Origin of the sequence: Marinobacter sp. es.048, from assembly GCF_900188435.1 — a bacterium.
Taxonomy (GTDB): domain Bacteria; phylum Pseudomonadota; class Gammaproteobacteria; order Pseudomonadales; family Oleiphilaceae; genus Marinobacter.
The window spans coordinates 124335-147608 of the sequence record NZ_FYFA01000002.1; the positions used below are offsets into that span (position 1 = coordinate 124335).

The following is a 23274-nucleotide window of genomic DNA, read 5'->3' on the forward strand; positions in this document are numbered from 1 at the left end:
CGCATTGGTGAGTGAATCCGACGCAGTTGATTATTCCGCCAGACATGAAAGCTTTGAGCGCTGGTTCCAGAGCCCGCTCGGTCGGGCGCTGTTGGCCGACCAAAGGCGCTTTGTCGACGCCGAGCTCCAGAGACTGACGGGTGCCAGGCAGTTACAGGTGGGGATCAGCCACCGGTTGCCGCTGGCTACGGGGACGGACTTTTCCCAGAAGATCATGACAGCGCCGCGTTGGTATCCCCACATCCCCGATGGCGTGGCCATCTGCGATGCCGACGAGCTGGCCTTTCCGGGTGACTCCATGGATCTCGTGGTATTGCACCATACTGCCGACTTCTCGCCCTATCCGCACCAGGTGATCCGGGAGGCGGCGCGGGTGCTCCGGGGGGAGGGCACCATGGCCTTGTTTGGTTTTAATCCGCTTAGCCTTTGGGGAGCACGTAAATTGATCTCCAGAAGCAGCGAGGGCCCCTGGGGCGGTCGCTTCCTGTTGCGTGGTCGGATGGAGGACTGGCTCCACCTGCTGGGTTTCAATGTTGAAGCGTCCGTTACCCGGTTTTTCAGAACCCCACTGCAACGCAGCGGCCGTAAACCAGTCAGCCGGCTTGATAATCGTCTGTCCGGAAACCGGCTCCTGCCAGTAGGCGCCTATTACTGTATCCTCGCCAAGAAACGCGTGCATGCCCGGCTGCCCAGACGCCCTGTCTGGCGACAAAATAAGGTCATTGCGCTGCCGGGGACCGGCACTGTCGGCGCTTCCCGGGGCTGCAGCCAGAGTGGCGCACCCGTCAACAAGTTCAACTAAATTATCGATAACGGAACCAGGAGACTGAATGGCCGGCAAGGTAACCCTGTACACAGATGGCGCCTGCAAGGGCAACCCCGGCCCCGGCGGCTGGGGGGTAGTTTTGCGCTATGGCGATAACCGCAAGACCCTGCATGGTGGCGAGACAAATACCACCAATAATCGCATGGAGCTCATGGCGGCCATCCGGGGCCTGGAGGCCCTGAAACGCCCCTGTGAGGTGGAACTGTTTACAGACTCGCAGTACGTGCGCAAAGGCATTACCGAATGGATGGCAGGCTGGAAGCGCAATGGCTGGAAAACCTCTGCGAAAAAACCAGTCAAGAACGAAGATCTCTGGCGCGAGCTGGATTCAGAAGTGGCCCGTCACAAGATCAATTGGCACTGGGTCAAGGGACATTCCGGCGTTCCCGACAATGAGCTCGCAGATGAGCTCGCCAATCGCGGTGTCGAAGAGCTTTCCAACGCATAACTTAAGATAACCAGGTACAGGTAATGAGACAGATCGTACTGGACACAGAAACCACAGGCATTGATCCCGCCGAAGGCCATCGGATCATTGAGATCGGCTGCGTTGAATTGATGGAACGCCAGCTCACCGGGCGAAACTACCACGTCTATATCAACCCGGAGAGGGAAGTTGAGGCCGAAGCCATAACCGTTCACGGCATCACCAACGAGTTCCTGGAAGATAAACCCCGTTTTGCCGAGATCGCCGATGAGTTCTTCGAATTCATCAAGGGGGCCGAACTGGTCATCCACAACGCCGCGTTCGACGTCGGCTTTATGGACTCGGAATTCTCCCGCCTCAAACCGGTGCGGAAAACCGCTGACCACTGTGGAATCGTTGACTCCCTGGCTATCGCTCGGGCCCGCCACCCGGGGCAGAAGAACAACCTGGATGCGCTCTGCAAGCGCTATGGCGTGGACAACAGCAACCGTGACCTCCATGGCGCGTTGCTGGACGCGGAGATCCTGGCCGACGTTTACTTGCTTCTTACCGGTGGGCAGACTGCGCTGTCACTGGATGCCGGATCCGAAAACGGTGGCGGTAACGGCGGAATCAGAAGGCTTCCCGCTGACAGGGCACCACTTTCGGTGGTTCGCGCTTCCAGTGCAGAAAATGAAGCCCACCAGGAATTCATGTCGCTGCTCGAAAAACAGGCGGGAGAAACCGTGTGGGGTAAACTCCAGAGCGCAGAATGAGAACTGGGTCGGTCTGTACCAAATGTTACATTCCGCCTTTCTTGAGGTACTTGAGTTTTATGTTATAAGTAATGATAAGTTCGCGAGTTTTTTGCGAACTGGCTTTGGCCGGAAAAGGGGTTAACCGGCCCAGAACAAAAAGGCATGGTCCGCTATTGCAAGGCCAGTGACCACCAAAGAGGGTGCGGTAGTCTCCGCAACATTAACGGGAAGCGTTTATGGTTCAGTCGTCTCTCGCGACGAAATCGCAGTCGTTTGATCTGGTCAAAAGTGAAATAGAGCAGACCATCAAGCAGGCAGAATCCAGCCTTGAACGCTTTCAGGAAAACCGCGAAAGGGGTGAGGATCTCCAGAACTGTGTTGATTTCATCAATCAGTTGCGGGGTATTTTTATTCTGGTGGAGCTTCGGGGCGGCACCCTGCTGTGCCAGGAAGCGGTCACCATGGCCAACGACGTACCTGTTGGCGCTAATGACGACAAAAACATTCTTCTAACCACCCTTAGTAGTGCACTGTTTATCCTCCGGCGCTACGTCGAGTATTACCACCAACAACGGGAAGACCATCCCGAGCTTCTGCTTCCTGTTATCAATGATCTTCGGGAGGCTCGTCGAGAGAAACCCTATCCCGAGTCGTGCTTTTTTGATGTCGACGCCAAAGACCGTCCTGATTTCTGTGCCGGGCTGGCTTTGCAGGCCTTTGAAGGCAACGAAGCTGATTACGAAATCATGGCCCGCCGCATGCGCTTGACCTTTCAGGTGGCGCTTCTGGGCATTCTGCGCGACCGAAACGACGTGGTAAACAAGAAGCTGATCGGACGAGCGTCCCGTGGTCTTGCTCGTCTGTGTCAGGGTGCCCCCATGGGACAGGTGTGGTGTTTGGTTGGCATTGTGGCGGACACCATGCTTGATCGGGCGATGGTTTTTACCAAGGCTCGCAAGCGCATGTTCATGCGGATTGAAAAATACGCCCGGGAAGTGGTTTACGTGGGCAAGGTTGCCACCGGCAAAGACGCGCCGGATTCGCTGATCCGTGACCTGATTTACCTGCTGTACCGCAGTGGCTCCTCTAACCCTGAAGTGAGCGAAGTGCTGGCCGCCTATCATCTCGCGCCGGCCGATTTTCCGGATTCCATGCTTGAAGCCCATGCGCGCAGGTTGTATGGCCCCGGCAGCGATGTTCTCAAATCCCTGTCAGAAGCTCTGCAGGATGAGTTGAACCAGCTGAAAGACAAACTGGATATTATTGAACGCGGTATTGAACCGGATCTGGCAGAGTTGTCTTCCATTGCCGATGCCCTCGAGCGTCTGGCCAACACGCTTGTCATGCTGGACCTGAATAAGCTGGCGGGAGTTTCACGGGAAGAGGCGAGCAAACTGCGCGGTTGGGAACAAGAGTCCCGGTTGCCCGGCGATGATGAACTGTATCGTTTGGCTGATTCCGTGCTTGGCATTGAAGATGCCGTGATGCAAATCGTGACCCGGGGTATCACGTCAGAAACCGATGCTCTGGCCAGCGGCGAGCGCAAACGTGAAGAGTCTGTGTATCTTCGGGAGGCGCTGTATGTGGTTGCCGATGAAGCCCGGGGTGCGCTGACCCTGGCAAAACGCGCGATTACGGCCTTTATTGAATCCGACTATGACAAACTCCACTTGGCCAACCTGCCTGCAACCCTGCATAGCATCTGGGGTGGCCTGCAGATGGTTAACGATCGTGCGGCCGCAGGGGTTCTTGAGCGTGTGACAGCGTCCATTCAGGAGCGTTTGCTGGATGCAAAGGAAGCCCCGGCAGCTCAGGTACTTGAAGCACTTGCCGACGCTCTGACATCGCTGGAGTACTACATTGAGAGCATCGGGAAGAGCGAAGACCGCAATGTAGACCTGCTGAAACTGGCTGAATCGTCGCTGGACGATGTAGGTTTGTAGTTCCATGCCTCATACGCTCGCTACCATTGTACTGGCCGCTGTCGGCGCCGTAATGGTTATAGCGGGCCTGCTGTTTTTCAGGCATCCCCGTTGGTTGCTCACCTGGCTGAAAGGAATGGTGGTTTTCGGTGTTATTCTGGCCGGACTGTATGTCCTCGTTATCGCGGTAAATCTGACCAGCTACCAGTCGCTGGTCGGCATGCAGACCGCGGCAAGCATCTCCACGCAACGACAGGCAGAGCAAATCTGGCAGGTCTCCCTCGAAAGCCAGGATGGTTTGTCTGTGGTGAGGACGCTGCAGGGTGACCAATGGCAAATTGACGCCAGGATCATCCGGTTTACCGGACCCTTCCGATGGCTTGATATCGCTCCCGGGTATCGGCTTGAGCAATTACGCGGACGTTACACGTCTCTCGAACAGGAGCGATCGGCGCCTGGGACAGCCATTGGACTTTCCTCGGGAATCTGGCCAGATCTCTGGCAGTGGGACCGTCAGTTCAACCTGCCGTTCGTGGAGGCTGTTGGCGGGAACATGACCTTCATGCCGATGCGGGATGGGGCCGTTTTCGAGGTAAAGCTATCCTCCTCCGGCCTCGTCGCTGTTCCGGTTAACGAACAGGCGAGGGCGGCCGTCCAATTCTGGAACCAGTAGAATCTTCAGGCACAAAAAAACCTGCGTCGAAACGCAGGTTTTCTAAAGTGTTTGCAGGGGCCAATCAGCCCATCTTGAACAGTTCACCCAGCTTGGTTGCCAACATCATATCGCCTTCAGCGCGCAGCTGACCTGCCATGAATGCCTGCATACCGTCAGTCTCGCCGGAAACGATGCCCTGCAGGGTTTCAGAGTTCATGATCAGAGTAACAGAAGGGTCGTCATGTGCGCCTTCGTGCTTTTTGCAGGTGCCGTCATTGATGACGAGGTGATAGGTCTTGTCGTCTTCGATATCGAACTGGAATACCAGGTCCAGGCCTTGAGCTGCGTCTGCGTTGAAATTCTGTTCGAGTTGTTCAAATACCTGAGCTACAGACATTGTTTTACCCTTTTGATGGTTGTCTAGTCATGATCACGACGGCTTGATGTCCCTGGCTGCACGAGCCTGATCGGGTGCCCGGGTAGAGCCGACCTCGCAATCCGACTTTATGGTGAGTGGTCGGTTCTGTCAAGATCGATCGAACGCTTGTTTTAATTTTTTTGCTCTCCTTATCACCATAAATTCGGTAAGTTACACTGTTGCCTTTGTACATCCAGTTGGAGAAGCACTTTGGAGTTCCTGACAGAATACGGTTTGTTTCTAGCCAAGATCGTTACTTTCGTGGTGGCGGCCCTGGTGGTGATCTCTGTCATCATGTCTGCCGCCCAGAAGGATCGAGGCGATCATGAGGGCGAGGGAGAGCTCAAGATCCGGAAGCTCAACGAGAAATACGAGAAGCTGCGTGAAACGATTCAGTCCAGGCTGATGTCTGATCAACAACGCAAGGTGTTCCAGAAGGCCCGGAAAAAAGAGCAGAAGGCCGAGAAAAAAGCTGCCAAAGCGAAGAAAGATACGAGCGAGCAGGACGATAGTCGTGGTCGGGTTTATGTCCTCGATTTTGACGGCGATATCAAGGCCAGCGATACGGATCCGCTTCGCCGTGCCATAACGGCGGTATTGAGCATCGCTGATCCGGAGAAAGACGAAGTCGTTATCCGATTGGAAAGCGGCGGAGGCCTGGTCCACTCCTATGGCCTTGCGGCGGCCCAGCTGGATCGCATTCGCAGCAAGGGCTTACGCCTTACCGCCTGTGTCGACAAGGTTGCGGCCAGCGGCGGTTACATGATGGCCTGTGTTGCCGACCGTATCGTTGCCTCGCCGTTTGCCATTCTGGGCTCCATTGGGGTGGTTGCCCAACTCCCGAATTTCCACCGTTTTCTCAAGAAAAACGATGTAGATTTTGAAGTGCTCACTGCCGGCGAGCACAAACGGACTATGACCATCTTCGGCGAGAATACCGACAAAGGGCGTCAGAAATTCCTGGAGGACCTTGAAGACACCCATGGTCTTTTTAAAGAGTATGTAAGCGAACGACGCCCGGATCTGGATATCGCCGCAGTTGCCAATGGCGATATCTGGTTTGGTAAAAGGGCGCTGGAGGTAAAACTGATCGATGAGATCAAAACCTCCGACGAATATCTCATTGAAGCCTGCGACCGGGCAGACGTAGTCTCAGTGACATACCAGCGCAAACGGACCCTTCCGGAAAAACTTGGATTGGCCACCAGTTCGGCGCTTGAACACACTTTCTGGAAAGTCCTGGGCGCCTTCCGCAACCAGAAGTTCCAGTAAATTACCGAAAGCGGAGAAGAATGATGGCAACCAATTCCGAATTCAAGGCCTGGCGCGTTGAAGAGCAGAACGGCGAGTATGTCGGTGCCGAGAAATCTCTGAGTACTGGCGACCTCCCGGATGGCGACGTCCTGATACGGGTGAGCCACTCTTCTCTCAACTACAAGGATGCGCTGTCGGCTTCCGGCAACAAGGGCGTTACCCGTTCTTTTCCTCATACCCCGGGTATCGACGCCGCTGGAGAGGTTGTTGAATCTGCCACTGGCGCGCTGTCAAACGGCACTGCCGTTATCGTGACGGGTTACGACCTGGGCATGAATACCGACGGTGGCTTTGGCGAATACATCCGCGTACCTGCCGCCTGGTGCGTTCCCATGCCCGAAGGCTGGAACGCTCGTACCGCTATGATCTATGGCACCGCCGGCCTCACCGCCGGTCTCTGTGTCCAGAAGCTCCTGACCATGGGCGCCAAGCCGGAGCAGGGCAAAGTCGCTGTTTCAGGAGCCTCTGGTGCGGTTGGCACCGTTGCGGTCGAGCTGCTTGCCAAACTCGGGTTCGACGTCGTCGCCATCAGCGGCAAGGCCGACCATGCGGATGACCTCAAGGCTCTGGGCGCCAAAGAAGTTGTGGGCCGTGAGACCCTTGCGGAAGAAAAGAAACCTCTGGTTAAACCTGCGTTTGCCAACGCCGTGGATACTGTAGGTGGTGGCCCGCTGGCCGAACTGCTCAAGCAGATTCAGCCTGGTGGCAGCGTATCCTGCTGTGGTCTTGTAGCCGGTCCGGGCCTTCAGACCACCGTGCTGCCGTTTATCCTGCGAGGCGTGAATCTGCTGGGTGTGGACTCGGTCGAGATTCCGCTTGCCGAGAAAGAGGCCGTTTGGAAGAAGTTCGCCGGGGAGTGGGCATGTCCGAAGACTGAAGAGTCTGCCCGGGATATCGGCCGCAATGAACTCGATAGCGCGTTAAAGGCGTTTTTGAAAGGTGAGTCTTCCGGAAAGATTGTGCTGGATCACTCTAAATAAGCGCTTTAGTCGGGTTGTTTGTCGGATTACGGCTTTGCGTAATCCGACCTACAATTCCAGACCGAACCGCAATTCCAGGCCGAGCCTACAAGGCTCGGCGCCGGAACAGAGGGATCTCTGTGTCGGTTGCGGCCTGGTAGCCCTGACTGAAGAAGTTCAGGCACTTCTGCGCCTTGGTGATGTCCTTATCCGCACGCAGCACATAGGCGTCGAACCCGCAGCGCTTCATAAACTGCAGCTGATCCAGCAGCACGTCGCCGATGGCGCGTAGTTCGTTCACATAGCTAAAACGCTCCCGCAGCAACCGGCCAATGCTGTAGCCACGGCCATCACTGAATTTCGGGAAATTTACCGCAATCACCGGCAGCTCATTGACGCGACCATCCAGAATCTCGGGCTCATCGTGGCTGTCGAACCACACGCCGATATCCTTCCTTCCGGCGAAGTGCTCGTAACCGGCCAGCCAAAGATCTGCTGGAATCAACGCCGGCTGATCTGACGGAATGTCGAGTGATTCGCCTTCGGCCGGGCGGGGGACGACAACCCAGTTGTCCTTACGGATACTGCCATCCGGTGTAATAACGTTAGGCATAAACCCGCTCCTTGAAAGGATCAATTCCTACACGACGATAAGTGTCCAGGAAGGTTTCCTCTTCCGTACGCTTACCCACATAAACATCAATGATTTTCGAAATCACCTGGGGCATCTCATCCCGGGCAAACGACGGCCCCAGAATCTTGCCGATTGAGGCGTCGTGATGGGACGACCCGCCAAGGCTGATCTGATAGAACTCTTGACCTTTCTTGTCGACGCCAAGAACACCGATATTGCCGACATGGTGGTGACCGCAGGCATTCATGCAACCAGAGATGTTCAGGTCAATGTTGCCAAGGTCGTAAAGGTAGTCCAGATCGTCGAACTGGCGCTGGATGGCCTCGGCGACCGGGATGGACTTGGCATTGGCCAGGGCGCAGTAATCGCCACCAGGGCAGCATATAACGTCAGTAAGGGTATTCAGGTTCGCGGTACCAAAGCCCATGGGTGTAATCGCCTGCCACAGCTCAAGCAGTCGGTCCTGGCGCACATCGGCCAGCACCACGTTCTGCTGGTGCGTTACCCGGATTTCCCCAAAACTGAACTCTTCTGCCAGATCGGCAATCTGTTCCAGTTGCTTGTCACTGACATCTCCCGGGGGAGTGCCGGTCTTTTTCATGGTCAGGGAAACTATGGCATAGCCCGGCTTTTTGTGGGTGTCCACGTTGTGGGTCAGCCACTGATCGAAGACCCGGTTCTCAAACCGCTGGCTGGCCAGCAGGTCCGTGGCGTTGTCCAACGCTGCGTAATCCGGCTCGGTAAAGTAGGCCTGGATACGGTGTACCGCCTCGGGCGTCAGCCGGGTAGGGGAATCCTTGATGTGTTGCCACTCGGCTTCAACTCTTTCGGCAAAGCCCTCGGGAGTCAGCGCCTTCACCAGAATCTTGATCCGCGCCTTGAACTTGTTGTCGCGCCGACCATAGCGGTTATAAACACGGAGCACAGCTTCCAGGTAGGTCAGCAGGTCCATTTCCGGAAGGAACTCACGAATGACCGGCCCGACCATGGGCGTTCGGCCAAGGCCACCACCGACATGTACACGGAAGCCGAGTTCGCCGTCCCCATTACGTACCATCTGCAGACCGATATCATGCACCTGGATGGCTGCGCGATCGGTGTGCTTGGAAGCATTCACCGCAACCTTGAATTTCCGTGGCAGGAAAGCGAATTCCGGATGGAATGTGGACCACTGGCGAATGATCTCGCAATAGGGGCGCGGATCAGCGATTTCATCAGACTGGACGCCGGAGAACTGGTCTGTGGTGGTATTACGAATGCAGTTGCCGCTAGTCTGATTGGCGTGCATTTCCACTTCGGCGAGTTCCGCAAGAATATCGGGAACGTCTTCCAGTGCCGGCCAGTTTAGCTGCACATTCTGGCGGGTCGTGAAGTGCGCGTAGCCTTTGTCGTAATCCCGGGTAATTCGAGCGAGCCGTCTTAGCTGGTCTGAGCGCATCATGCCGTAAGGAACACAGATTCTGAGCATGGGGGCAAGACGCTGAACGTACAGGCCGTTCTGCAGGCGAAGGGGAAGAAACTCGTCTTCTGCCAATTCTCCGGCAAGGGCCCTTTCGGTCTGGTCACGGAACTGGGCAACCCTCTCGGCAGCTATTTGCCGATCGTGTTCATCGTATACGTACATAGTGGGAAAATCCTGCTTGAAAGCGACATATCCTGGCCGGCGGCCTTATATCTGACGGGAAGGATAGCAGCGGGTTTTTATTCTTAAAATGATTATTTCAAAATATGTTTATCGATTCAGGCGATAAGCAGGAGGAACAATGGACTGGACGAATATCAATTAACTGCTTTACTAAAAGAATAAGAAAAATACGAGACATAACTCGGAAAGAGGAACAGACATGAAAAAGACCGTACGCTCTGATAGCCAGGCCGATGCCGTGGCCGCCGTTCTGCTGGTAGTTCTTGCCGTTGCGTTCGCGGTGGTCTGGGTGGCTGGCCAGTAATCCTACTGGCTCGCCAGAACCAGATTCACGATAACGATCAGGCCCACCACAAAGCTGGCTGTGAACAGAATGCCGGCGATGATATAAGGCCAGGGGCTATGGCTTGAGAAGTCCTCTTCCCGTCGCTTGTCGGACTGAACTCCGAAAGCCCCGGCCAGAATGCTCTGCATGATTTTGAAAACGCCAGGTCCGCGCGGCTTCCGCTGTTCCTTATTTTCTGCCTCTGAAGACTCAGCCATACATCTGCCCCTGCTATTTGTATTGCCCGACGTTTATTCTGCCGGATCGTACGCCAGACTTGGCGCAAGCCAGCGTTCTGCTTCGGCCTTGGAAATGCCTTTGCGTTCAGCATAGTCCTCAACCTGGTCAGCGCCAATTTTCCCAACCGCAAAGTACTTGGATTCCGGATGCGCAAAGTACCAGCCGGATACCGCCGCAGTCGGGAACATGGCGAAATGCTCCGTTAGCTCGATACCCGCAGTATCAGTGGCCTCGAGCAGGTTGAACAAGGTTGCCTTTTCGGTATGGTCCGGACAGGCCGGATAGCCGGGTGCCGGGCGTATCCCGCGGTACCTTTCTTTGATCAGGTCGTCATTGGCTAGCTCTTCATCAGCTGCATAGCCCCAGAATTCCTGACGAACCCGCTCGTGCATACGCTCTGCAAAAGCTTCCGCCAATCGGTCGGCTAACGCCTTGACCATGATGGCGTTGTAGTCGTCGTTGGCGTCCTTGAACTCTACTGAGAACTCCTCTGCACCAATCCCTGTGGTAACGGCGAAACCGCCGACGTAGTCCACTGTGTCGGAGCCTTCAGGCGCGACAAAATCAGATAGCGCCATCATGGGTTTGCCCGGCGCCTTTTCATCCTGTTGGCGCAGGTGGTGCAGTGTGGTCAGCTCTTCGCTACACGAGTCGTCTGTGTACAACACGATATCGTCGCCGCGGCGGTTGGCTGGCCAGAAACCGATGACGCCACGGGCTGAAACCCGTTTTTCATCAATCATCCGGTGCAGAATCGTTTGAGCGTCGTCAAAGAGGTGGCGTGCCGCCTCTCCTCGCTTGGGGTCATCAAAAATAGCCGGATACTTGCCGGAAATGTCCCAGGACAGGAAGAATGGTGTCCAATCGATATAAGCCACCAGCTCATTGAGATCATATTCCTCGAACACCCGGATGCCGGTAAATGCCGGCTTCGGAGGGTGGTAGCCCTCGAATGAGATCTCCGGCGCGCGATCACGGGCTTCCTTCAGGGAGACCAGCTTGGTCCGGTCACCCCGGTTCTTCCGGCGTTCCCGGATCTCGTCGTATTCGGTGCGGGCGGCTTCTACAAATTCCGGCTTCGCAGTCTTGCTCAGAAGCTGGGATGCCACGTTCACGCAGCGGGATGCGTCCGAGACGTACAGCGCGATGTCGTTCTTGTACTGGGGCTCGATTTTTACCGCAGTATGCGCCTTGGAGGTCGTTGCGCCACCGATCATCAGCGGAATGTTGAAATCCAGTCGTTGCATCTCACGGGCCACGTGGACCATTTCGTCCAGGGACGGCGTGATCAGCCCACTGAGGCCGATAATGTCGACATCATGTTCTTTTGCGGCGGCAAGGATCCTGTCGCAGGGCACCATCACACCCAGGTCAATCACCTCGTAGTTGTTGCATTGCAGCACCACGCCCACGATGTTCTTGCCGATATCGTGGACATCGCCCTTCACTGTAGCCATGAGGATCTTACCCTTGGCCTTCTGGTCTTCCGTTTTTTCAGCCTCAATGTAGGGGATCAGGTGCGCCACGGCCTGTTTCATGACCCGGGCACTCTTGACCACCTGGGGCAGGAACATCTTGCCATCGCCGAAGAGGTCACCGACCACGTTCATGCCGTCCATTAACGGGCCTTCAATCACCTCGATGGGGTGTGTGGCTCTCTGGCGGCAGGCTTCGGTGTCGTCCACGATGTAGGTGGTAATCCCCTTTACCAGCGCATGTTCCAACCGCTTTTCCACCGGCCATTCACGCCACGCGAGGTCTTCCTCCTGGGTTTTGCCACCTTTGCCTTTGTAGCGTTCGGCGATCTCGAGCAGCCGGTCGGTGGAATCATCACGACGGTTCAGGACAACATCTTCCACCAGCTCCTTGAGCTCCGGATCGATCTCATCGTAAATCACCAACTGGCCGGGGTTCACGATGCCCATGTTCATACCCGCCTTGATAGCGTGGTAGAGGAACACCGAGTGAATGGCCTCCCGGACCACGTCATTGCCCCGGAACGAGAAGGACACGTTGCTCACGCCGCCGGATATGGAGGCATGAGGCAGGTTTTTCCGAATCCAGCGAGTGGCGTTGATAAAGTCCACCGCGTAGTTGTTGTGTTCCTCGATGCCGGTGGCAATGGCGAAGATGTTCGGGTCGAAGATGATATCGGCCGGATTGAAGCCGATACCGGTCAGCACCTCGTAGGAGCGCTTGCAAATCTCGGTCTTTCGCTCGTAGGTGTCTGCCTGCCCCTGTTCGTCAAAGGCCATCACCACCACGGCGGCGCCATAGCGCATGCAGTCTTTGGCGCGTTTAACGAACTCTTCTTCGCCTTCCTTGAGACTGATGGAATTCACCACCGCCTTACCCTGAATGCAGCGCAGGCCCGCCTCGATCACATCCCACTTGGAGGAGTCAATCATGAGCGGCACCCGGGAAATATCGGGCTCCGAGGCAACCAGATTCAGGAAGGTGACCATCACCTCCTTCGACTCCAGCATGCCCTCGTCCATATTGATGTCGATGATCTGGGCACCGTTTTCAACCTGGTCCCGGGCAACGCTCAGGGCTTCTTCGTACTGTTCTTCCTTAATCAGGCGCAGGAAGCGCTTGGAGCCGGTGACGTTGGTTCTCTCGCCCACGTTGATAAACAGGACGTTGTCGTCGCCGGTAAACGGCTCAAGGCCGGACAGGCGCAATGCCTTAGGGCGTTCGGGAATTTTCCGGGGCGGATACTTGGCGACCGCCTGGGCGATGGCTTCAATATGGTCCGGGCGGGAGCCACAGCAGCCACCGATGATGTTCAGGAAACCGTCACGGGCAAAGCCTTCGATAATCTCGGCCATTTCCTCGGGAGTCTGATCGTATTCACCAAATTCGTTGGGAAGACCAGCGTTGGGGTGGGCGCTGACATAGGTTTCTGCCTTGGCGGACAGCTCTTCCACATAAGGGCGCAGGGCGTCGGCACCCAACGCGCAGTTGAGGCCCACCGAGATCGGTCTGGCGTGCGCAACGGAGTTCCAGAAGGCTTCGGTCGTCTGGCCGGAGAGTGTGCGCCCGGAGGCATCGGTGATGGTGCCGGAAATCATGATCGGCAGGGTGATGCCACTATCTTCAAAGTACTGCTGTGTGGCGTAGATCGCGGCCTTGGCGTTGAGGGTATCGAAAATGGTCTCTATCAGGATCAGGTCACAGCCGCCCTCAACCAGGCCTTCGACCGCCTCATAGTAGTTATCGACGAGAGTCTGGAAATCGACATTCCGGTAGCCCGGGTTGTTTACGTCCGGCGAAATAGAGGCCGTGCGCGATGTCGGCCCGACCGCTCCGGCCACAAACCGCGGCTTGTCCGGGTTTTTGGCGGTGTAGTCATCTGCGATCTTCCGGGCCAGTTCGGCCGCAGCCACGTTCAATTCCCTGGCAATCTCCTCCAGCCCGTAATCCGCCTGGGAAAGCTGGGTGGAGTTGAAGGTATTGGTCTCGATAATATCCGCGCCGGCGTCCAGGTAGTCCGCATGAATGTTGCGGAGCAGGGCGGGCTGGGTAAGGTTCAGCAGATCGTTATTGCCCTGGACTTCCCGATCGTAGTCGGCAAACCGATCACCACGGAACGCCTTCTCGTCCAGCTTGAGATTCTGGATCATGGTGCCCATGCCGCCATCAAGGATCACGATTCGTTCCTGCAGGGCCTTGTGGAGCTGGTCGAGACGGGTGGTGCGATCGGTCATAGGTTTACTTCCGGATGTCGTTAAAAGCGCGGTATTAAAGTTAATGGCGCGGGATCATAGCAAAATTGCCCGAGCCCGTCTTAGTACGAATGACGATTATCAATTGCCTTCTGCAAATGCCCGCCAATACGGGAAATTCATTACCCTGGTAAAGCCCGACTATTTTACTTGGTCTTTCATGTTCCCGCGAACTCCCTTAAAATGAATTTAAACTTTCAAACGGGTTGAAAACATGGCTCAGGTTACTGTGACAGATCCCGCACGGGATTATCTTGCACAACTTATTGAAAAACAGGACGTGGAAGGCATGGGCGTACGTATTTTCGTTACCCAGCCCGGCACCAAGAACGCCGAGACCTGTCTGGCCTACTGCCCGCCCAATGAAGTAGTTCCCACGGACGAGCAGGTAGATCTGGACAAATTCACCCTGTATCTTGATCACAATTCCGTTCCCTTTCTGGAAGAGGCCTACGTGGATTACTCCAAGGACCAGATGGGCGGTCAGCTCACCATCAAGGCACCGAACGCAAAGGTGCCAAAGATTGATGACGATGCGCCACTGCCGGATCGGGTGAATTACATTCTGGCTTCCGAGATCAATCCGAACCTGGCGGCCCATGGTGGTGAGGTATCTCTTGTCGAGATCGTCGACGAATCCGTGGCGGTGCTGCGTTTCGGTGGCGGCTGTCAGGGCTGCTCTGCGGTCAGTCTGACCCTGAAGCAGGGCGTTGAAACAACCCTGAGGGAGCGCGTACCGGAAATCACTGCCGTACGTGATGTAACCGACCACTCCTACACTGAAAACGCCTACTACCAGTAAGGCCATTTTTCCCCGGTGCTGCGCCCGTATGGGCGCGGCACCAGCTCCAGACTGCCGCAATACCGTTATCAACATGGCTACACGGCCAATGTTGTGACATTTCAATTACTTCATCATTCGTCGAATACACAGAAACACCAGGCAGGTACTATTCTGTCAGGCTGTTAACGGCATTATCACCGGCTTAAACGGATTACACTCTCACACCGGGGTCAAACTTGTTCGACGTTGCGCTTCTGTCCGTGCCTCTTATGGCGGCCGTTGTTGGTTGGCTGACCAACTGGCTTGCCATCCAGATGTCCTTCTATCCGGTGCACTTCATCGGCGTGGGCCTGGTCGGGTGGCAGGGGGTGATTCCCCGCAAGGCGGAAAAAATGGCGCATATCTGCATCGACAGGACGCTTCAGCAGTTCGGCGACCTCAACGCCGTTTACCAAAAGCTTGAACCCCAGCGCATTGTTGAGCAGGTTATTTCCCAGGTAACCCCACGGATGGATGAATACATCGACGAAGTCATGTATGAGATTCAGCCGGTTCTCTGGGACAACCTGCCTTTGTTTTTGCGAAACCGGATCTACCAGTGGGCTCGGGAGCAGTTACCGTCGAGGGTAGAGGAGCTGGTAGAGGATTTCGGTGACGATCTGGATGAGTTGGTAGACCTCAAGGCTCTGCTCAGCCGCGAACTTGAGAAGCATCCGGACATGATGAACCGGATTTTCCAGAAAGCCGGTGCGGTGGAACTGCAGTCTGTGATCAACCGTGGCGCGATTATCGGTGGCGTCCTTGGTGCTATGCTTGTGCCCTTATGGACACGCTATCCGGAGCCGTGGCTGCTGCCCCTGGGTGGCTTCGTGATCGGATTCGTGACCAACTGGATTGCTATCAACCTGATTTTCGCGCCGCTCAAGCCCCGGCGAATTCTGTTCTGGAAGATCCAGGGTCTGTTTCTGCGCAGGCAGCCAGAAATCAGTGATGTCTGGGCCAGGCTGGTGGCGGAGGAGTTGATCACTGTCGAGAAAGTCGCCGACGCCATGATCAACGGCAGCCACGGCGACAGAACCCGCGCGATTATCCAGAAACACCTTCGTCCCTTGCTGGACAACTCTGTCATCATGAAGCTGACAGCGCAGGTCACCGTCGGTATGACCGGCTACACCGAGCTCAAGAAAGCCATGAACCAGAAGGCGGTACTGGCGACTCGTGATGTGTTCAGTGACCCGGCCTTCAATCGGGAGCGGGCGCCAGTGGTGGCCGAAGTTCTGTCCGTCCAGATGAAAGCGCTGAAACCCGATGAATTCCAGGACATCCTTCGCCCCGCGTTCCGGGAAGAGGAGGTTCAATTGATGATCGTGGGCGGTATTTTTGGCGCCCTGGCAGGGTTGCTTCAGTTCGTCTGCCTGAACTATCTGAATTTCTAGCCGGAGTGAATCCCGTTATCGGGAGTACAAGGAGGAAGGCCATGCCTTTTTGGTTAACACTGATAATCCAGATTCTTGCAACCGTTGGCGCCGTGCTTGTCACACTCTGGGGGTTCTGGCGTTTCGTGGTGCGTCCATACCTTGATGCCAAAGTGGCCGAACTGATTGAGGCAAGCCGTGAAATCGAGCCGGCCGTGACACGCGGCGTGAAAAAGGGTGTAGCCGATACCATCCGGGATTTGCCGGAGAGTGCCCTCGACGGCACGGTGAAGGAATCCACCCGCCAGTTTCTGAAATTCGGCTCCGGGCTGTTTGAAAACGGCCTTAGCAGCTTCCTTGGCAGTGCCGCTGACCTGGAACGCAATAGGCAGCAAAACGCGGGGAGCGCCTCAAAGGACACTAAAGGCAGTTAGTGGGTCTCGGCAGCCCGGCAATCCGGCAAGCCGTTTTTGCAGGCGTGCCGGGAAACAGTTGCATCAGGTAAATGCTGTTGCCTTTGTCTTCACCCAGTGATTCTCTGACCGCCTTTACGAACAGGCGGTTAGAGGGTGGCGACATCTCATATTCTTTATAAAAAGAACGAAGGAACCGGATGATTTCCCAGTGCTTTTCGGTGAGCTCGATCTCATCCTCGGCCGCAATGGCGACCGCGACAACCTTGGTCCAATCCTGGGCGTCTTCAAGAAAACCTTCGTTGTTTCGTTCTGGCATTGCGTTACTGACCATGGTCTACCAACTGATTACCTGTTGCGCCTCTGATGCAAGCGTGACCATCTCCGGGAAGTCCACAAAACTGGCATTGCCCGAAAGATGTGCGAGCCCGCGTGCATCAACGTCTGGGGCGAGGGCAAATAGCTTGCTGGCGTCCGGCAGCTTCCCGGTTGCCAGCAACAGGACGCCACTGCCGGTCAGCAGAAGGCCATCTCCCGCCGCCATCATGTTAATGCATCGGTCCGCCCGCGGATGTTCCGGGGATTTGTTCAATATGTGCAATGTCTGGATGTCAGTCATCGGAGCTAACCTGCGAACGCAGTGTGGTCATATTCAGAGAGAAGAGCGGCATCAATATCCACCAGTGTCACTTCCCCGATCAGCGAACTCTCCTCAAGGCCGTAGGCTTTGCAGGAGGCACGATCGGCCAGGATTGCTTCAATTCCGAAGATCGGCGCCGCAGACAGATTCTTTTCCACAGACTTCTGTCCGATCCCTGTGGCGTCCTGAGCCTGTCTCAGCCAGTTAACGCCGGCCCCGATGAAAAGTAGCGATGCCGGCTGGTCGAAGGCTGCCAGCGAAAATGCCATGTCCAGTGCTTCCCGGCCGGTCCACGCCCCGTAGGGTGGCTGGTCAATCATGATCAGAGTGCTCATGGTCAGTCTCCAGCGTGGAAGTAGAGCGTGCGCGTGGATTTGATTCGTCCTTCGACCCATTCTCCGAGACCGGCGATTTCAAACGGGGCCCGAAGATTGGCCGAAGGCAATTCATAGCGTTTCTGCTCGGTATCGTTGACCAGGCCGCGACGCAGGGCCGAGGCAATGCAGGCCACGCCGGGAATACTGTGCTGGGTCAGAAACCGCGACCATTCGTCTGGCCAGTGGGTTTCGTCAGACGGCGCCGCGCAGAGCGCAGAGGCCAGATGGACACCGTCACCGTAGAGGAACACCCGGTCAATGCGATGGCCCGCGTCTACCGCTGCCTTGGCAAAACCAAGGGCCGTCTCGGGCGCCTGGGACGAGTAGGGCGCTCCGGTGATTATCAGGGTGAAGGTTTCAGAAGCGGTTTCGGACATGGTTCCTGTTCGTTCTTGATTTGCCGTGTGGGGGCTTTCAGTTTACCGAAAGCAAAAACCCCGGCAACTGCCGGGGTTTTCAAGCGGCTTGTTCAGCCTGGTATCAATCTTCGCCACTGAACGCAGACAGCAGGTGAAGCAGGCTGACGAACAGGTTATAGATGGATACATACAGACCAACTGTAGCGATCACGTAATTGCGCTCACCACCCTTGATGATCTGGCTGGTCTCAAACAGGATCATGATGGACGCAAAAATGGTGAAACCAGCGGATACTGCCAGATGCAAAACAGAGCTCTCCATCAGGAAGGCCAGCAGCATGGCGCCGATCAGCACAAACGCCCCAGCGGTCAGGAAGCTGGACATGAAGCTGAAGTCTTTCTTGGTGATGATTGCTGTCGCAGACAGACCGACGAACGCAACGGCGGTCAGTGTCAGCGCCTGGGCAACAATCGAAGAAGCGCCGGCAGCTACAAACGCGCCGATAATCGGGCCCAGGGTGTAACCCATGAAGCCAGTCAGTGCGAATGTGGTCACAATGCCCCAGGGGCTGTTCTTCAGCTTATAGGTTGCGAATAATAGACCAATGTATCCCACGATAGTGATCAGGAAGCCCGGGTGGGTTCCGTTCATGTTCAGGAATGCTGTCAGCGCCGAGAAGGCGAGGGTCATGCCTAGCAGCATATAGGTGTTGCGCAACACCTTCATCGCATCATCGCTGATGCCAGTAGTCGCGCGCTCCGTCTGGGGAGTCGAATAGGCTCCCTGAGAGTTCTGAACGCCGAATCGTCTGTCTTCCATTGTCATCTCCGTTTATAACGACTGGATACTGTGTCACATAATAGTGTCAGATACGCAACTTTCAATCATTTACGACAGGAAACCGCTTTCCGGATTCCATTAAAAACCGTTAATGTTGAAATATGCGGCGGGTTTTATGCAGAGCGTTGACAGCACAGGCAATTCCGGTATCATGCTCACCGCTGTCGCAATGGCGGCGAATGGAAAATCCGGTGGGCTGGCAGAGTGGCTTAATGCAGCGGTCTTGAAAACCGCCGAAGGTTAGTAGCCTTCCCGGGGTTCGAATCCCTGGCCCACCGCCATTTTTCCCTAAAAAACAGTCGGTTACCTAGCATTAAAAAATCTAACTGTTTTCCTACCTATCAAAAAAATATTGTCGAAACCCAACCTTCCCGATAGCTCATTTTCCGCGATTATAGACTTTTTAAGCTTGGCTCTACCGGGCGGAACAAGCGCCTACACAATCGTTATGTCTAAGCCTGCAGTCCTCCCACTCACACAATCGCGCGAAAAACTCTTCAGTTTAACGTCGTCAATGTCGTGAAGTCGTGCTGGTTTGTGTGGTTGTGGCTCAGTTTTCAATCGCTCAGCCCCACTTGTCCAGTAATTCGTCCAACCTCCTCAGCTCTTCTATTTGAGCGAACTGGATTTCGGTGAACAGGCGTTGGTGCTTTTCCTGCAATAGCTTAAATGTTCGATGGTGCATTCCTACTGGACGCGTTCGATCCCTAGGAGCTGAGTCGTTTGGCCGACCAGTGTAGCTAGCTTCAATCAACCTCAGTTTACGGAACATTCTCTGAATTTGATTTTCTCTTTGGCTTTGGTACGCGATTCCCCAGCAGCGCCGGCAGAGCATCAAATTCGGACCGTAGAGAATTGCCACTCTTCTACCGCATTGGTCCCCCGGGCAGAGAAACCAAGCACGATTTCCGCCGAAATGGCAGGGTGTTTGAGTGATGTTGATGACTTGGGGCGGCAACTGGTTCGCCTCGTGACTGCGCGCGGTGTATCGAAGCTCAAGACAACCTGGATAAACAACTATCGAAAATATCCCGCACTTTTCACCCAGTTTGTACTTATGCAGGTTATAAGCTTCACCGGGCTCGAGCCCGTCGCTCTTCTGAAGTTTTCGAATATCGAGGGTCACGAACTGTTCAGGAAAAGGTTTTGCAGTTTTTGAAGGTTTTCTTCCGCTAAATATGCTGCCCATCGTTCTGACCCTGACCCCGAATTAGGTCCACCCAGAGTTGGAAAAATCCGGCTCCAGTTGCTTCTGTTTTCTTCGTGAAACCGCATGTTTTCTGGCGTAGTCCGAGGGCGTGCACCACTCCAATGCGGAATGGGGTCTGACTTGGTTATAGAAAGTCCTCCATGCTTCGATTTTCTCCATGGCGTCGGCCAGTGACAAGAACCAATTTTCATTCAGACATTCCTGCCGGAGTCGTCCATTGAACGATTCTACCGTTGCGTTGTCGGTAGGCTTCCCGGGCCGTGAGAAGTCGATTTCAATGTTTCGCTCATAGGCCCAGCGATCCATGACCTTGCCGGCAAACTCCGAACCGTTGTCGGTCTTTAGCACCTCCGGGTTGCCCCGGAAGCGCGCAATCGCCGTCAGGGCTTCCTGAACATCGTGGCCCTTCAGGCTCTGCCCAACCACAATGCCGAGGCACTCCCTGGTGAACAGATCAATGATCGTCAGGAGACGCAGACGTCGACCATCAAACAGCGCGTCTGAGACAAAATCCATGCCCCAGATGTGATTGGGATGGTTGGCCTGCTGTAGCGGCTGTCGGTTCTTGGCGGCCTTGTTACGCTTCGGACGCTTGAGGCGAAGTGACAACCCCTGGTCCCGATATAACCGGTAAACCCGTTTGTGATTATCACGCCAACCCTCCCGTTGCAGCTGGACGTGCACACGCCGGTAACCGTAGTGAAGCCGCGTGAGCGTGATCTCACGGATCCTCATCGACAGCGCCGACGAGTCCCTCGCCACCGATTGATAGCGATTAGACGCCCTGGAAAACTGCAAGACCGCGCACGCTTGGCGTTCGCTGACCCCATATCGCTTTTGTAGGTCAGCCACCAGTTGGCGTTTACGAGGCGGTCTCAGAGCTTTTTTGCCACCACGTCCTGAAGCATGGCCTTGTCCAGGCTTAGGTCCGCTACCAGCTTCTTAAGGCGATGATTCTCCTCCTCCAGCTGCTTGAGTCGCTTCAGCTCGGATGGCCCCAGGCCGCCATACTTCTTGCGCCAGTTGTAGAACGTGGCATCCGAGACGCCCATTTTCCGACAGACTTCCGGGACCGGCGTACCCAGCTCGGCTTGCTTCAGGGCGAAGGCAATCTGCTCTTCGGTGTAACGGGATCGCTTCATGGCATGATCTCCTGCTCAAGGCTCTATCATGCCGGATTTTCCAGTTTTAAATGGACCTAAATTCTGGGGTAGGGTCAGTTCACCATTTTTTCGAAATGAATAGCAAAATTTCCGGTTTCCAGCGTCATGTCGAAGAACAGCTGGCGTAATCGTTTACGAGCATTTTACATCTGAGTCGGTCAAAAGAGAGCAGGGTACCTAGACACCTATATTCTTTTAATTTATGCAGTGTGATTAGTGGGGTAAATGTTCGATATCAAACAATTGCTTGGCGGCGACATCGGCACTGGACTACGCTGTTGCTTTATCGTTATTTGGAGAAGGTGCGCCTGGAGTGCAGAGCGTGATCATGAGGCAGTCAAAGTTCTGTCATCACTGAGGCTTCATTCCAATTGCTGTTATGAAGTGACCGACACCTCCGGTTCTCGAGTTCAGCAACGGTCAGTCACCAAGGAGTATTATGGGTCGAGCTAAGCACGATTGGATAGAGGACCAGGAGCGTGGTTGGTCTATTCTAGGCACCTTCGTTTGCTCAGACTGTGTTGGAGACGAATTTCTTGCAGAGGTCGTGAACACGAATGCATGTGCGACTGAATGTTCCTATTGTGGCATATCTACGACCAGCGCAATCGCAGCACCGTTCGAAGAAATAATGGTCCACGTGTCGAGCGCGTTTTTTCAACACTTTGCAGAACCTGCTACAGCTGGATTGCCTAGGGATTCTGGTGACTGGGTAGGTGAAAACCTAATTATAGATACTGAGGACGCGCTTCTCAGTTTCGGTTGGCCATGCAACGATGACTTATTTCAAGATGTTTGCGGGTCGTTCGTTAACGACGATTGGGTCCAGTGCGCAAATGGGCACTGGCTTGGGAGTCACGAGCATGAGCGCCGTCATTATGCTTGGAGCGCATTCGTAGAGAAAACGAAACACCGGACCCGGTACTTCTTCTCCGATTCGAATGACACAGATTTCATTGCTGAGGACGAATATCCGCCGCAGCAGATTCTGAGAATAATAGGTCAAGATATAGAGAACTTTGACCTCTTGAAGGAGATTCCTGCCGATACACAACTATTTCGAGTTCGTGAACGCTCTTCCGATCAATCTTTTGAAACACTTGAACAAATGGGGCCTCCTCCACCTACTCTTGCTTCTGCGGGTCGCATGAATCCTCCAGGAATAAGCTATGGGTACTTTGCAATGGAAAGGAGTACCGCTGTATTCGAGGTCGTCGGTGCTCCGCCAACAGGGGTAAGTATTGGGACATTCCGAACAGTCCGACCATTACTGGCCGTTGACTTTACTTTCATTCCACAACCGCCATCGATTTTCGATACCGATAACAAGCTTACAAGAGATGCCCTCATCTTTATGAGCGAGTTTGTAGCGAGTATCTCAGATCCAGTTGCGAAGGATGGAAAGCAACACATTGAATATGTTCCGTCCCAAATTGTTTCTGAGTACCTTGGCCAAATACTGAAGACTAGCCGTGGCAGGGTAATAGATGCCGTAATCTATCAAAGCACACTTAATCCTGACGGTATTAATGTGGTTGTTTTTCCTCCACGAAGTGTATTCAAAGGTTGGGATTCACTTTTTGGACTGGTGCAAGTGGAGCATGAGGTCTTTTCCAATTGGAGGGCATTTGATGATTTCACGAAGGGAGACACCTTATAACAACCGGCTGCAAAGCGACCGATTTTCCGCAGGTTGGCGACTCCAAACCGGCGCATTAGCCGGGCGATAATCAGTTTGACGGTTAAATTAGTGAGGATTTCAAGTGTCCCAGAGGCTTTTAGCCAAAATCAATCAGGGTTGTCATGACACTGAGAAAAAGCTTCTTAACCTCATAGACAATGCAACTCGCCTAGAAAATCAGAAAATATTGAAGGCTGCGCAACAAAGACTAAAGATCGTTTCTCCTGCTAAGTACCGGCAAACCATCGGCCCAATACACGTTCGAGATCCGATGGGTAGCAGAAAGTGCTACTGCTGTATTCCCGCTTCATTGGAGCGAATAGCAGATGATATCGTTTCTGGTAACGTGCATTACGAAGCGTTGTTGTGTGATGCCTGTTGGGATGAGGATATATCAGTAGCATGGGGCACATATGGCCCGTTTGGTAAAAAATTGATAGATAAATTCACTTGGCAAGCGCTATGTACTGAAAGAGGCGACTGGAAGTTTGGAGTATGAGGTATGAGGTATGACTAACTAGTGCAGGCAAGGCTGCGCCCACAGCGGCGAACGGCTAATTT

The 23274-nt window shown here is 54.7% G+C and carries 24 protein-coding genes and 1 tRNA gene; 13 read left to right on the forward strand and 12 right to left on the reverse strand.

What is annotated here, in order from left to right; all coding sequences use genetic code 11:
* Positions 1–7: 7 nt before the first annotated feature.
* From CFT65_RS11600 to CFT65_RS11620, 5 genes are all read left to right on the forward strand, one after another.
* Positions 8–802: a class I SAM-dependent methyltransferase gene (locus tag CFT65_RS11600; protein ID WP_088829538.1), complete on the forward strand. Its 795-nt coding sequence runs from the start codon at positions 8–10 to the stop codon at positions 800–802.
* A gap of 28 nt (positions 803–830) precedes the next feature.
* On the forward strand, positions 831–1274 hold the full coding sequence (gene rnhA / locus CFT65_RS11605) for a ribonuclease HI (protein WP_088828314.1): 444 nt from the start codon (positions 831–833) through the stop codon (positions 1272–1274).
* 23 nt (positions 1275–1297) lie between these two features.
* Positions 1298–2008, forward strand: coding sequence for a DNA polymerase III subunit epsilon (gene dnaQ, locus CFT65_RS11610; RefSeq protein ID WP_088828315.1), 711 nt, complete (start codon positions 1298–1300; stop codon positions 2006–2008).
* A 218-nt stretch (positions 2009–2226) separates the two neighbouring features.
* Positions 2227–3933, forward strand: a complete 1707-nt coding sequence (locus CFT65_RS11615) for a chemotaxis protein (protein ID WP_088828316.1) — start codon at positions 2227–2229, stop codon at positions 3931–3933.
* Positions 3934–3937: 4 nt separating this feature from the next.
* The gene (locus CFT65_RS11620; RefSeq protein ID WP_088828317.1) at positions 3938–4585 is read left to right on the forward strand and encodes a multidrug transporter; all 648 of its coding nucleotides are present in this window, start codon (positions 3938–3940) and stop codon (positions 4583–4585) included.
* 64 nt (positions 4586–4649) lie between these two features.
* Here the strand turns inward: CFT65_RS11620 and CFT65_RS11625 are convergent, their stop codons facing one another.
* Entirely contained in the window at positions 4650–4964 is a 315-nt protein-coding gene (locus tag CFT65_RS11625) for an SCP2 sterol-binding domain-containing protein (RefSeq protein WP_088557218.1), read from the reverse strand.
* A 231-nt stretch (positions 4965–5195) separates the two neighbouring features.
* On the opposite strand from CFT65_RS11625, the gene sohB reads away from it, so the two are divergent.
* Both sohB and CFT65_RS11635 read left to right on the forward strand, forming a co-directional pair.
* Positions 5196–6257 carry a protease SohB gene (gene sohB / locus CFT65_RS11630; protein ID WP_088828318.1) on the forward strand — a complete coding sequence of 354 codons (1062 nt, stop codon included), beginning with the start codon at positions 5196–5198 and terminating at the stop codon, positions 6255–6257.
* A gap of 23 nt (positions 6258–6280) precedes the next feature.
* Positions 6281–7279: a YhdH/YhfP family quinone oxidoreductase gene (locus CFT65_RS11635; RefSeq protein ID WP_088828319.1), complete on the forward strand. Its 999-nt coding sequence runs from the start codon at positions 6281–6283 to the stop codon at positions 7277–7279.
* Between the two features lie 85 nt (positions 7280–7364).
* Here the strand turns inward: CFT65_RS11635 and CFT65_RS11640 are convergent, their stop codons facing one another.
* From CFT65_RS11640 to metH, 4 genes are all read right to left on the reverse strand, one after another.
* Positions 7365–7871: a DUF934 domain-containing protein gene (locus tag CFT65_RS11640; protein ID WP_088828320.1), complete on the reverse strand. Its 507-nt coding sequence runs from the start codon at positions 7869–7871 to the stop codon at positions 7365–7367.
* Complete coding sequence (locus tag CFT65_RS11645) at positions 7864–9516, reverse strand: nitrite/sulfite reductase (RefSeq protein WP_088828321.1); 1653 nt, start codon at positions 9514–9516, stop codon at positions 7864–7866. Before CFT65_RS11645 ends, CFT65_RS11640 begins: the two co-directional genes overlap by 8 nt.
* Positions 9517–9843: 327 nt before the next feature.
* Entirely contained in the window at positions 9844–10080 is a 237-nt protein-coding gene (locus tag CFT65_RS11650; protein WP_088828322.1) for a DUF2970 domain-containing protein, read from the reverse strand.
* A 33-nt stretch (positions 10081–10113) separates the two neighbouring features.
* Positions 10114–13812: a methionine synthase gene (gene metH, locus CFT65_RS11655; RefSeq protein WP_088828323.1), complete on the reverse strand. Its 3699-nt coding sequence runs from the start codon at positions 13810–13812 to the stop codon at positions 10114–10116.
* A gap of 232 nt (positions 13813–14044) precedes the next feature.
* Between metH and nfuA the strand changes: the two genes are divergently transcribed.
* The 3 genes from nfuA (at position 14045) to CFT65_RS11670 (ending at position 16463) form a co-directional block, all read left to right on the forward strand.
* The gene (gene nfuA, locus CFT65_RS11660) at positions 14045–14632 is read left to right on the forward strand and encodes a Fe-S biogenesis protein NfuA (protein ID WP_088828324.1); all 588 of its coding nucleotides are present in this window, start codon (positions 14045–14047) and stop codon (positions 14630–14632) included.
* A 218-nt stretch (positions 14633–14850) separates the two neighbouring features.
* Positions 14851–16050, forward strand: a complete 1200-nt coding sequence (locus CFT65_RS11665; protein ID WP_216360434.1) for a hypothetical protein — start codon at positions 14851–14853, stop codon at positions 16048–16050.
* A 41-nt stretch (positions 16051–16091) separates the two neighbouring features.
* Positions 16092–16463 carry a hypothetical protein gene (locus tag CFT65_RS11670; RefSeq protein ID WP_088828325.1) on the forward strand — a complete coding sequence of 124 codons (372 nt, stop codon included), beginning with the start codon at positions 16092–16094 and terminating at the stop codon, positions 16461–16463.
* On the opposite strand, the gene CFT65_RS11675 is transcribed toward CFT65_RS11670, so the two are convergent.
* The 5 genes from CFT65_RS11675 to CFT65_RS11695 all read right to left on the reverse strand — a co-directional run bounded on the left by CFT65_RS11675 (position 16450) and on the right by CFT65_RS11695 (position 18638).
* Positions 16450–16776, reverse strand: a complete 327-nt coding sequence (locus CFT65_RS11675; RefSeq protein WP_088828326.1) for a TusE/DsrC/DsvC family sulfur relay protein — start codon at positions 16774–16776, stop codon at positions 16450–16452. The genes CFT65_RS11670 and CFT65_RS11675 overlap by 14 nt on opposite strands.
* 3 nt (positions 16777–16779) lie before the next feature.
* Complete coding sequence (gene tusB / locus CFT65_RS11680; protein ID WP_088828327.1) at positions 16780–17061, reverse strand: sulfurtransferase complex subunit TusB; 282 nt, start codon at positions 17059–17061, stop codon at positions 16780–16782.
* Positions 17062–17066: 5 nt separating this feature from the next.
* Positions 17067–17417, reverse strand: a complete 351-nt coding sequence (locus tag CFT65_RS11685) for a DsrE family protein (protein ID WP_088828328.1) — start codon at positions 17415–17417, stop codon at positions 17067–17069.
* A gap of 2 nt (positions 17418–17419) precedes the next feature.
* Positions 17420–17836: a sulfurtransferase complex subunit TusD gene (gene tusD, locus CFT65_RS11690; protein ID WP_088828329.1), complete on the reverse strand. Its 417-nt coding sequence runs from the start codon at positions 17834–17836 to the stop codon at positions 17420–17422.
* A gap of 103 nt (positions 17837–17939) precedes the next feature.
* Positions 17940–18638, reverse strand: a complete 699-nt coding sequence (locus CFT65_RS11695) for a Bax inhibitor-1/YccA family protein (protein WP_014577154.1) — start codon at positions 18636–18638, stop codon at positions 17940–17942.
* A gap of 211 nt (positions 18639–18849) precedes the next feature.
* Between CFT65_RS11695 and CFT65_RS11700 the strand changes: the two genes are divergently transcribed.
* Positions 18850–18940, forward strand: a tRNA-Ser gene (locus tag CFT65_RS11700).
* Positions 18941–19224: 284 nt separating this feature from the next.
* Here the strand turns inward: CFT65_RS11700 and CFT65_RS11705 are convergent.
* Positions 19225–19848 carry a hypothetical protein gene (locus CFT65_RS11705; protein ID WP_088828330.1) on the reverse strand — a complete coding sequence of 208 codons (624 nt, stop codon included), beginning with the start codon at positions 19846–19848 and terminating at the stop codon, positions 19225–19227.
* 21 nt (positions 19849–19869) lie between these two features.
* Positions 19870–21011, reverse strand: a protein-coding gene (locus CFT65_RS11710; protein WP_088828050.1) for an IS3 family transposase whose coding sequence is annotated in 2 segments (ribosomal slippage) — positions 19870–20759 and positions 20759–21011 — 1143 coding nt in all. Because the reading frame shifts where the segments join, the coding sequence is not laid out codon by codon here.
* A gap of 460 nt (positions 21012–21471) precedes the next feature.
* Here CFT65_RS11710 and CFT65_RS11715 point away from each other — a divergent pair.
* Both CFT65_RS11715 and CFT65_RS18955 read left to right on the forward strand, forming a co-directional pair.
* Positions 21472–22692, forward strand: a complete 1221-nt coding sequence (locus tag CFT65_RS11715; RefSeq protein ID WP_088828331.1) for a HEPN-associated N-terminal domain-containing protein — start codon at positions 21472–21474, stop codon at positions 22690–22692.
* 103 nt (positions 22693–22795) lie between these two features.
* The gene (locus CFT65_RS18955; protein WP_141103818.1) at positions 22796–23212 is read left to right on the forward strand and encodes a hypothetical protein; all 417 of its coding nucleotides are present in this window, start codon (positions 22796–22798) and stop codon (positions 23210–23212) included.
* Positions 23213–23274: the final 62 nt, after the last annotated feature.

What these genes read in the sequence shown, in the direction of transcription:
- CFT65_RS11645 (WP_088828321.1), bottom strand. Translation starts at nt 9,516, where the DNA reads ATGTACGTATACGATGAACACGATCGGCAAATAGCTGCCGAGAGGGTT.
- rnhA (WP_088828314.1), top strand. Translation starts at nt 831, where the DNA reads ATGGCCGGCAAGGTAACCCTGTACACAGATGGCGCCTGCAAGGGCAAC.
- CFT65_RS11685 (WP_088828328.1), bottom strand. Translation starts at nt 17,417, where the DNA reads ATGAGCACTCTGATCATGATTGACCAGCCACCCTACGGGGCGTGGACC.
- nfuA (WP_088828324.1), top strand. Translation starts at nt 14,045, where the DNA reads ATGGCTCAGGTTACTGTGACAGATCCCGCACGGGATTATCTTGCACAA.
- CFT65_RS11620 (WP_088828317.1), top strand. Translation starts at nt 3,938, where the DNA reads ATGCCTCATACGCTCGCTACCATTGTACTGGCCGCTGTCGGCGCCGTA.
- CFT65_RS11650 (WP_088828322.1), bottom strand. Translation starts at nt 10,080, where the DNA reads ATGGCTGAGTCTTCAGAGGCAGAAAATAAGGAACAGCGGAAGCCGCGC.
- dnaQ (WP_088828315.1), top strand. Translation starts at nt 1,298, where the DNA reads ATGAGACAGATCGTACTGGACACAGAAACCACAGGCATTGATCCCGCC.
- CFT65_RS11615 (WP_088828316.1), top strand. Translation starts at nt 2,227, where the DNA reads ATGGTTCAGTCGTCTCTCGCGACGAAATCGCAGTCGTTTGATCTGGTC.
- CFT65_RS11640 (WP_088828320.1), bottom strand. Translation starts at nt 7,871, where the DNA reads ATGCCTAACGTTATTACACCGGATGGCAGTATCCGTAAGGACAACTGG.
- CFT65_RS11675 (WP_088828326.1), bottom strand. Translation starts at nt 16,776, where the DNA reads ATGGTCAGTAACGCAATGCCAGAACGAAACAACGAAGGTTTTCTTGAA.
- CFT65_RS11635 (WP_088828319.1), top strand. Translation starts at nt 6,281, where the DNA reads ATGGCAACCAATTCCGAATTCAAGGCCTGGCGCGTTGAAGAGCAGAAC.
- tusD (WP_088828329.1), bottom strand. Translation starts at nt 17,836, where the DNA reads ATGTCCGAAACCGCTTCTGAAACCTTCACCCTGATAATCACCGGAGCG.
- tusB (WP_088828327.1), bottom strand. Translation starts at nt 17,061, where the DNA reads ATGACTGACATCCAGACATTGCACATATTGAACAAATCCCCGGAACAT.
- CFT65_RS11705 (WP_088828330.1), bottom strand. Translation starts at nt 19,848, where the DNA reads ATGGGCAGCATATTTAGCGGAAGAAAACCTTCAAAAACTGCAAAACCT.
- CFT65_RS11625 (WP_088557218.1), bottom strand. Translation starts at nt 4,964, where the DNA reads ATGTCTGTAGCTCAGGTATTTGAACAACTCGAACAGAATTTCAACGCA.
- CFT65_RS11670 (WP_088828325.1), top strand. Translation starts at nt 16,092, where the DNA reads ATGCCTTTTTGGTTAACACTGATAATCCAGATTCTTGCAACCGTTGGC.
- CFT65_RS11715 (WP_088828331.1), top strand. Translation starts at nt 21,472, where the DNA reads ATGGGTCGAGCTAAGCACGATTGGATAGAGGACCAGGAGCGTGGTTGG.
- metH (WP_088828323.1), bottom strand. Translation starts at nt 13,812, where the DNA reads ATGACCGATCGCACCACCCGTCTCGACCAGCTCCACAAGGCCCTGCAG.
- CFT65_RS11695 (WP_014577154.1), bottom strand. Translation starts at nt 18,638, where the DNA reads ATGGAAGACAGACGATTCGGCGTTCAGAACTCTCAGGGAGCCTATTCG.